Raw genomic sequence first — 9,819 nt, forward strand, 5'->3', positions numbered from 1 at the left:
GCGCGTTAGCCAGGCTGCTGTCGCTTACAGAAGAGCAAACCGCGCATGCAATTGGTATTGCAGGCAGCACCTTTAATACAACGGTTACTACCCGTGCTTCATACACGTATGAATGGAAAGGGTTTGCCTCTTCCCTGGTGGCGCTGGGCTGCACCAATATTGTTTTATTGGCTAAAGAAGGGGTAACAGGGCCTGTAACCTATTTTGAAGGGCCTATGGGATTTAAAGAGGAGTTTGCGATGGATCCGGTTTTTGATTGCGCATCAGGCGATTTTTCCCGTATAAAAAAGTGTATACTGAAAAGCTATAATGCTGAAGTGCATACCCAGCCGGCAATAGAGGCCATGCTGGAATTGCGCGGGCAATACGGTATACAACCTGCTGATGTGGAGGAAATATCGGCCACCACTTTTCTGACTGCTTTTCATATTGTGGGCGGCGGCAAGTATGGCAGCCGCAAAACAGTGCAAACAAAAGAACAGGCAGATCACAGTTTGCCCTACCTCCTGGCAGTAGCGCTGCTGGACGGGGAGGTAAAACCATCGCAGCTGCTGCCGGAACGTATTCGCCGTGCCGATGTGCAGGCGCTGCTTCAAAAGGTGCAGGTAAGCACGGCCCTTCCGGTAAAAACGCCGCGTAAAATAGTGGAAAAAATAGATCCTTACACCGTGCCTTACCCCGAAAAAATGGACACTAAAATATGCGTGAAGCTAAAAGACGGAAAGGAGCACTGTATTAAAAAAGAGGACTACAAAGGCTTTTATACCCGCCCCCTTAGCTGGGATGATGTGATTGCCAAATTCCACAGCCTGGGCGAAAGCAGCATGGAGGCGGATGCCCGCAACGAGATAATCCGTATTGTGCGGAACCTGGAGCATGAAGATGTTGGCAGCCTGGTAAATGCGCTGGCTGGCACCCCCATCCCGGTATAAGAGATGATGCCTGCTTATGAAAAAGGGCCGGTAGCTATTATGCTACCGGCCTTTTTACCTTTGTATAAACTACCAGGTGCCCCGCAACAATGATCGGTCATGCGTTTCCGGTTAGCTGTTTTAAATGCGATACAATAGTCTCATACGAGTGGCTGCCCGTTAGCAGCAGGCTTTTTTTATTGCTGCCTGTAACAAACAGCAGGGAGGGAAACCGTGTAATATTGCGATAGCGCACTTCCTGCAGATCGGCGCGGAAGGCGTTAATAGCAGCTTCGCCGGCTAATTCCGTTGCAAACTGTTCTGCATTAAAGCAACCGGGCTGCTCTGCCGCCAGCTCACCGGCAAGCGCCAGCAATACTTCCTTTTTCGCAATGTTTTTCCCCGCGGTCATTACCGCTGATCTTAATTTATACAGGTACAGCTCCTCCGCTGTTGCCGACTGCAGCCCTGCGCATTTAACCGCCACACAGGCAGGGTAGGAGGAAGCCGGCGGGTCGCTGAACCAGATACTGTCGTTCAGGGTAACGCCTGTGAGCTGCCTGGCCTGCATCCATACCGGTCCCATTTGAATGGGCCGGCTTACTGCATGCAGGGTATCATGGTAGCTTTTCCATTGCGATAACATGCCACCCATGCAGTTACGCCAGGCAATGCTGTTGCCGTACCCTTCCCTGAGCTTTTGTATCACCGGCTCAAATGCCCAGCTCCAGCAGCAAAGCGGATCGGTGTAGTACGTAACCTGCAATGGGGGAATTGCCTGTTTAACCTTATTTTTTCTTGTGGGAGCGTGTTGTTCCATTATGGCTTTTTGGTATTGTTTTCGATTCCTTCGCCTGCTGGCTCCAGGCCTGTACGCCAATAGGGGTGGCCATATTCACTTCTTCGCTGCGCTGCATGCTCATGCCGTGATCAATCTCGTCTACGCCCTGTAAAGTCCTGGCAGTGCCTGCCGGTTCTACATTCAACAGGCCATTTGTTTCCAGCACATACTGTATGGGATCATCAACGAACTGCCAGGTTTCTCCCATCTGGGTAGATTCACCTTCATTCCACGGGCCGCGTATATCGGCTCCGCTGGACATGTTGAAGTATAAATTACTGTAGCGCGGGTCTGATTGCAGCACGCCCGGCGGAAAGTTCGGCTGTATTGATTCCAGCGCTGCTTCAAACATCTGGAAGTGGGCCACCTCTCTTGTCATTAAGAAGCTGAGGGTTTCCTTCACAAAAGGATCGTCGGTAAACTGCATCAGGTATTCATACGTGATTTTTGCGCGCGATTCTGCCGCAATATCGGAACGCAGGTCAACGGTCAGGTCGCCGTTGCAATCGCCGTTAATATAGGCCGCTGACCACGGAACGCCCTGGCTGTTGGTATATGCCGGGCCGCCGCCGGAAGATACCAGGAATTGCGGCGCCATGATGGCCTGGTGTATGAAATCTTCCTTGGCCTGCCTGCCGTTCAGCAGCTGCATGATCTCTGATTCGTCAGCCGCTTTTTTCAGGTCGCCGTTAATGCCTTGCAGCAGCATCTGTATGGTGGCGCCTACTATTTCCAGGTGGCTGAATTCTTCAGTGGCAATATCCATCAGCAAATCGTACTTGTCCGGGAAAGGGTTTCTTGCGGCAAATGCCTGCCCGAAATACCGCAGTGCAGCAGCCAGCTCGCCGTTGGCCCCGCCGAATTGTTCCAGCAGCAACGTAGCAAAGTTGGGATCTGGTTTTGACACTCTTGCATTGAACTGGAGTTCTTTCACGTGGTAAAACATAGAAAAAATTTTAGGTTAAAAATGAGGTCCGGAAATAATGAGCAAATAATAAACCAGCGACGCGGTTTGCCAGGCGGAATGGCTGCTTACGTAGAGAGGCTAAAGCACTGGAACAGCCGGAGTTACTGTTGAGTTCTATTAAATGAGTAATGCATTACCCAGGCAGGAGCATAATGAGTGTATAAATGACAAATATTGCGGATTTAGCTTTTTTTGATAGTTTTATAGTACTTAAAACACGTGTATGAAGGGGTGGAGGCACAGGATCGCCTTTTTATTGCTATGCATCGCAACAGTGAACCGCCTGTCCGCAGCCAGCTATCCCATTAAATACCTGGGTATAGAGGACGGCCTGTCCAACAATGCAGTTACCAACATTTACCAGGACGATAAAGGTTTCCTGTGGTTTGGCACGTATGACGGGTTAAACCGGTATGATGGCTACAAATTTAAAATTTACAGGAATAAGATAGGGGACAGCACTTCCCTGATGGATAATGGCATTTATACTATTGAAGGCGATCTGCACCATAAATTATGGATAGGCGGCCGTAAAGGCGTGAGCGTTTTTGACCCTGTAAATGAAAAGTTTTCCATTGCGCGCTACCTGCCGGCAGGCAGCAGTATGGCCAGGGCTGTAAGCGGCAACATACACATCATTAAAGCCGGTAAACAAGGCATTATCCTCATTGGCTCCGAAAGCAACGGCCTGCTACTGTTTGAAGGCGATATGCAAACCGGCCGCCAGGTGCCCCTGCACGATGGCCCGCAGGTGACGACTGCCTATGAAGTAACCGCGGTTGATTATGAGCCGGGAGGCCGTTATGCCTGGGTATTTGTACAGGGCAAAGGTTTGTGCCGGTATAATGTTGTTAATAAAACCCTGCAGGTAGTAAACAAAGATATAAACAAAGGGAACTGCCTGAAAGCAGATCCCCAAGGGCCGCTGTGGCTGGGCACGGATAACGGGCTTTTCCGGTACGACCAGCGCTCCAATACCTATTCCGCCAACTATATAAAGGAAAGCAGCAAGATCGTTAACCTGTGCATGGATAAGCAGGGCGTGCTGTGGATTGCATCGGACGGCAATGGCATGTTTGTGCTGCGCACGCCCGGGCAGCAGGCCACGCCTTTTCCCGCGCCCGGCAGCAAGCAGCAGCTGAGCAGCAACGCGGTATATTCCATATATGAAGACCGCGAAGGCCGCAAATGGATCGGCACACTGCGCGGCGGCATTAACATCATTGAGCCCAGGCCGCATCTTTTTGAGCTGTACGCTTTTAATGACGACAGCATTTTCGGCTCTATCAACAATTTCATTTTTTCATTTTGTGAAGATGAAGGAAATATCTGGATAGGAACAGACGGCGGCGGGCTAAAATACTGGAACCGCGAGCACAACACCTATACCAGGTACACCCGCAATCCTGCAGTTAAAGGCGCGCTTAGCAGCAATTTCATCACGTCTATCATACGCGATGCAGGAGGCGACATCTGGCTGTCTACCTGGTTCAGGGGCGTAAACCGTTACAACAGGTCAACCGGCGCCTTTGAGCACTTTTCCTGTTTTAACCCCTTTACCGGCGTGGAGGAAAATAATGTATGGCTGGTGTATGAAGATGCGCAAAAAACCCTTTGGGCCAGCACTACCAATAACGGTACTTTGTACACTTTTAACCGGGCTAAAGGAAAATTTGAAATATTTGACCGCGGCATTGTAAATATCCAGTGCCTGGCCGAAGACAGCAAAGGCAATTTATGGGGCGGTAACTATACGCAGCTGATCCGGATTGACAGGACCCGTAAACAACATAAGGTATATAACATCGGCTATACCATCCGCGCCATACATGAGGATAAGCGGGGGAATTTCTGGCTGGGCACAGATGGCGGCGGCCTGCTGCTGTTTAACACCCGTACCGGTTCCTTTACTGCTTTTACGGATGCAGACGGGCTGCCGAATAATTCTATTCTCCGCGTGCTGGAAGATGATAACGGCAACCTTTGGCTCAGCACCTACAACGGGCTTTCACGCTTTGATCCTCAAAAAAAAGTGTTCAGGAATTTCTCGCAGTCCGATGGGCTGCAGAGCAACCAGTTCACTTACAATGCAGCCTTGAAGCTGAAATCCGGCGAATTTATGTTCGGCGGTATCAAAGGCTTCAACATCTTTCACCCGGATAGTGTGTACCAGCAAACAACAACGCCCCCCCTGCTGCTCACCGGCGTTAAAATAAACAATGTTCCCGTGGAGCAGCATGATGTGCAGGCGCTGAAGATACCATACGACAAAGCAATCATTTCTTTTGATTTTGTTGCTTTGGAATATTCTTCGCCCGATAAGATCAGCTATGCTTATTACCTGGAGGGGTGGGACAAGGGCTGGAATTACGTGGGAGAAGCACGCACCGCCAATTATACCCGTTTACAGGAAGGTAATTATGTTTTTAAAATAAAGGCCACCAATGCCGACGGGAAATGGGGCCGCGAAGTGCGCACAGTAAGCATTACGGTGCTGCCGCCCTGGTACCGCACCTGGTGGGCCCGTATGCTGTATATTACTTTTATAGGAGCCGGCATCTGGTTTTTTATACAGTACAGGTCGCGGCAGGAACGCCTGCAATATGAAATTAAGCTGGCGCATCTTGAAAATGAAAAAGAAAAAGAGATCAACGAACGGAAGCTGTCTTTCTTCACAAACATATCCCATGAGTTCAGAACGCCCCTTACCCTCATTATTAACCCACTGAAGGAGTTCATACAAAACCAGGAACGCGGCGGGCATAACGAGCCGCTGGGCGTGGTGTACCGCAACGCCAGGCGCCTGCTAAGCCTTGTGGACCAGCTGTTGCTTTTCCGCACTGCAGATACCCGGGGCGATCAGCTGAAGATTACCCGGCTGAATGTGGTGGAGCTGTGCAATGAGGTGTACCTGTGCTTTTCACAGCAGGCAAAAGCAAGGCGCATGCAATACCATTTCCGTTGCAGCCAGGAGCAGATAATGCTGTATGCAGATTATGAAAAGCTTGAAATAGCCCTGTTTAACCTGTTATCCAATGCATTTAAATTTACGCCCGATGAAGGCAGCATTCTGCTGGAGCTGCAGGAAACGGAAAACGAAGTAACCCTGCTTATTAAAGATAACGGCTGCGGCATACCGGCTGATATGGGCAACCGGATCTTTGATAAGTTCCAGCGGGCAGGCGGCAGGCAGGAACAGTTGCAAACCGGCTTTGGCATTGGGCTTTACCTGGTAAAGCATTTTATTGAAAGCCATAAGGGCGCCATTACCTACAGCAGCCCTGCCAATGAAGGCACTGCCTTTTTTATCCGGCTCCGGAAAGGGAAAGCGCACCTGGCCGGCGCCGACCTGGCGCCTGACACCCCTGCCAGGTCAGGCATACTGCATGAGCTGGCAGATGGCACGGACCTCACAGTAAATAAAGAAAATAAACGCGCCCATAGCCCGCTTAAGCAGGTAGCGGAGCTGGTAACCGAAAAACGGTCTATCCTGCTCATCGACGACAATGCGGAAATACTGGAGTACCTGCGGCAGATGTTTGCAGACCGGTTCATTATTTACGAAGCCGGTAACGGCGATGAAGGCTTTGCCCTGGTGGAAAAGCACATGCCGGACCTGGTTATCAGCGATATCCAGATGGAAGGCATGAACGGGGTGGAGCTGTGTACCCGTATCAAACAAACAGAAACCCTGAGCCATATACCGGTGATCCTGCTCACTTCCGCTTCTGCTGCCGACGTGAAAATAAAGGGCCTGGAGGAGGGAGCGGACGATTATATCACCAAGCCGTTTGATAAGGAGCTGCTGCTGGTAAAGGTGGATAATATAATAAAGAACCGCCACCTGCTGCGCCAGTACTTCCTGGACAGCATTACGTTAAAGCATACCAGCATACGCGTACCGGCCGACTACCGCGATTTTCTGAACCAGTGCATCCGGATCGTGGAGGCGAACCTGGATAATGAGGACTTTTCTATTAAAACATTCACCCAGGCCATTGGCATGAGCCATTCCAGCCTGTATAAAAAGGTGAAGTCCATGTCGGGCCAAACCATTAACGCCTTTATCCGTTCCATCCGTTTAAGAAAAGCAGCGGTGCTGATGCTGAAGGAAAATTATACCATTAACCAGGCAGCCCAGCAGGTAGGTATCGGCGACATCCGGTACTTCCGCGAGCAGTTTTTTAAGCTGTTTGGCATGAACCCTTCGGAATATGTGAAAAAATACCGCCCTTCTTTTAACGGGGACCTGAACGTGATCAAAATATGATTTTACCCCCTGTTTTAAATGATTTACCCCCTGTTTGCCCGCGTCTTTACCCCCTAATTTGCGTGTCATAAACTGAGTACAAAAAGTTCAAGACCAGCTATTTATTCATTTAAACAGGTTCTCGTTATGAAACGATTATTCAAAATCCTAACTGGAGTTGAACCGTTAGGAAATTCCATCCGGCCATTGAAAAAATCAAGCTGTCACCGGGTGAAAAAAAGATCCCTATCCATTTTTCTTTTCCTTTTGCCTGCTATTACCCTTTTGGCGCAGCAACCTAAAATCACCGGCAAGGTGGTTTCCGGAGGTGAGCCGGTGCCCGGGGTAACCGTGCGGGTAAAAAACACCGCCCAGGGAACCACTACGGATAACGCCGGCCAGTTTTCCCTGCCGGCAGGAATTGGAGATACCCTGGTGTTCAACCACCTGGCCTATGTTACGCAGGAAATACCGGTAAAAAGCAATGCGCCCCTGTCCGTTTCACTGGCAGCTACCACCCAGAATGTGAATGAAGTGGTGGTGGTAGGCTACGGCACACAGAAAAAAGCCACCCTTACCGGCTCGCTTTCTGTTATCAAAGGGGCGGAGATCGTAAAAAGCCCGCAGCCTAACCTGTCCAACTCCCTGGCCGGCCGGTTTTCGGGCCTGATTGCCAACAACCGTTCGGGAGAGCCGGGCTACGACGCTTCCAACATATATATCCGCGGGCTGGCTACCACCGGTAATAATGATGTGCTGGTGGTGGTAGACGGGGTGCCGGGCCAGATAGGCGGCCTGCAAAGGCTGGACCCGAATGATATTGAAAGCATGACCGTGCTGAAAGACGCTTCTGCCGCCATATACGGCAGCCGTGCAGCCAACGGGGTAATATTAATTACCACCAAGCGGGGTAAAACCGGTAAGCCGGTGATCAGCTACAGCTTTAACCAGGGTTTTTCGTCGCCTACCCGCCTGCCCAAAATGGCGGATGCGCCTACCTATGCAACGCTCATGAACGAGATACAGTATTATACCAATCCCGCCGGCGGCTTAAACCAGTTTTATACGGCAGAACAGATACAAAAGTTCGGGGACGGCTCCGACCCGCTGAACTACCCGAACACCGACTGGCAAAAAGCAACGCTGCGGAAAGTGGCGCTGCAAAGCCAGCATAGCCTGTCGGTAACCGGGGGCACGGAAAATGTGAAGTATTACGTGTCACTGGGCATGATAGGGCAGCAGGGCATTTATAAGCACAGCGCCACCCAGTACGATCAATACAACTTCCGGTCAAATATAGACGCGAATATCACCAAACGCCTGCGCGTAGGATTTTATTTATCCGGCAGGGAAGAGGACCGTACCTATCCGCAAACAAGCGCCGGTAATATCTTCCGCTCTATTTACCGCGCTTATCCCACGGTAGCGGCCATCTACCCGAACGGGCTGCCTACCGGCGGCATAGAAAATAACAACCCCGTGCTGCAGGTAACGGACATAGGCGGTACCGATAAAAATCCCACCCAGGTATTCAATGGCATCCTGAAAGGCGCCTACGACATACCGGGTATTGAAGGCCTTACGCTCGACGGCTTTTTCTCCATAGATAAATCCTGGAGCTCCGATAAATCATTCAGCATACCTTACCCGGTATACAGCTACGATGCCGCCAACAATACATACAACAAAGTAGTGGTAGGCGGCTCTGCGGGCCTGGCATCCCTGTCCCAGCACCAGCAGAACCAGTCGCTCATTACCTCTAACATCAAACTGAATTTTACCCGGCAGTTCGGTAAACATCATGTAGATGCATTTGTGGCGTATGAGCAAAGCAAAACCGTGATGGATAGTTTGGCCGCATCCCGGTTAAACTTCCCTTCCTCACAGCTGCCGGAGCTTTCACAGGGCGGGTCTGCTTCTACCGATAAAGACAACGCCGGCAAAAGCTACCAGTTTACCCGCAAAAGCTACATTGCACGACTGGCTTATAACTATGAAGAAAAATATTTGCTGGAAGGCCAGGCGCGTATAGATGGTTCTTCCACTTTCCCGCCAGGTAAGCAATACGGCTTTTTTCCATCCATATCCGCCGGCTGGCGTATTTCCCGCGAAAGCTGGTTCCAGCCGGTAACCTTTATTAATGACCTGAAGCTGCGCGGCTCTTACGGTACACTGGGTAATGATAACGTAGGGCTGTTCCAGTACTTTGATAACTATAGCTTCAGCAACCAGTACGTGGTAGGTTCCAACATCCACCCTGGTATAGATATTACCAAGCTGGCCAATCCCAATATCACCTGGGAAACCGCCCGTAAGATGGACTTAGGTATCAACGCCATTTTCCTGCAGCATTTTTCGCTGGAGTTCATTTACTTCCAGCAAAAACGTTCCAACATTCTTACACAGCGGAATGCCTCTATTTCGCAGGTATCTGGTATTGTGAATCCCTTTGGCAGCGACCCGCTGGTGCCTTCCGAAAACATCGGGAAGGTGAACAGCAACGGTATAGAAGCCACGCTGGGCTATGATAATTCCACCGGCAGCGGCCTGCACTATCATGTAAGCGGCAACTTTACCCTGGCCAAAAGCAAGATCATTTTCATTGACGAAGCTTCCGGCGCATTGGACTACCAGCGCCAGACTGGCCGGCCGCTGAATACTTACCTGCTGTATAATGCGATTGGTATTTTCAGAACACAGGCCGACCTGGATAAATATCCTCACCTGGCCGGCGCGCAGCTGGGAGATCTCATTTACCAGGATTACAACGGCGATAAGCAAATCACTGCCGATGATGCCACCCGCACAAAATATGGCAACATTCCTGAGATCACCTATGGCGTGGTATTAG

The 9,819-nt window shown here is 50.4% G+C and carries 5 protein-coding genes; 3 read left to right on the forward strand and 2 right to left on the reverse strand.

Annotated features, from left to right (window positions below):
* Window positions 1-932, forward strand: a 932-nt coding sequence (locus VFS25_RS19680) for an MmgE/PrpD family protein (RefSeq protein ID WP_326463889.1), incomplete at its 5' end; no start/stop codon positions are given.
* A gap of 97 nt (window positions 933-1,029) precedes the next feature.
* On the opposite strand, the gene VFS25_RS19685 is transcribed toward VFS25_RS19680, so the two are convergent.
* Together VFS25_RS19685 and VFS25_RS19690 are read right to left on the reverse strand one after the other, a co-directional pair.
* Window positions 1,030-1,677, reverse strand: a complete 648-nt coding sequence (locus VFS25_RS19685; RefSeq protein ID WP_326463890.1) for a DsbA family protein — start codon at window positions 1,675-1,677, stop codon at window positions 1,030-1,032.
* A gap of 22 nt (window positions 1,678-1,699) precedes the next feature.
* Window positions 1,700-2,698, reverse strand: a complete 999-nt coding sequence (locus VFS25_RS19690) for a manganese catalase family protein (RefSeq protein WP_326463891.1) — start codon at window positions 2,696-2,698, stop codon at window positions 1,700-1,702.
* A 244-nt stretch (window positions 2,699-2,942) separates the two neighbouring features.
* Here VFS25_RS19690 and VFS25_RS19695 point away from each other — a divergent pair, with 244 nt between their 5' ends.
* Together VFS25_RS19695 and VFS25_RS19700 are read left to right on the forward strand one after the other, a co-directional pair.
* The gene (locus VFS25_RS19695) at window positions 2,943-6,989 is read left to right on the forward strand and encodes a two-component regulator propeller domain-containing protein (RefSeq protein WP_326463892.1); all 4,047 of its coding nucleotides are present in this window, start codon (window positions 2,943-2,945) and stop codon (window positions 6,987-6,989) included.
* Window positions 6,990-7,199: 210 nt separating this feature from the next.
* A partial coding sequence (locus VFS25_RS19700; RefSeq protein ID WP_326463893.1) for a TonB-dependent receptor occupies window positions 7,200-9,819 on the forward strand: 2,620 nt, incomplete at its 3' end.

It is taken from the genome of Chitinophaga sp. (assembly GCF_035761305.1).
In the GTDB taxonomy this organism is placed as follows: Bacteria; Bacteroidota; Bacteroidia; order Chitinophagales; family Chitinophagaceae; genus Chitinophaga.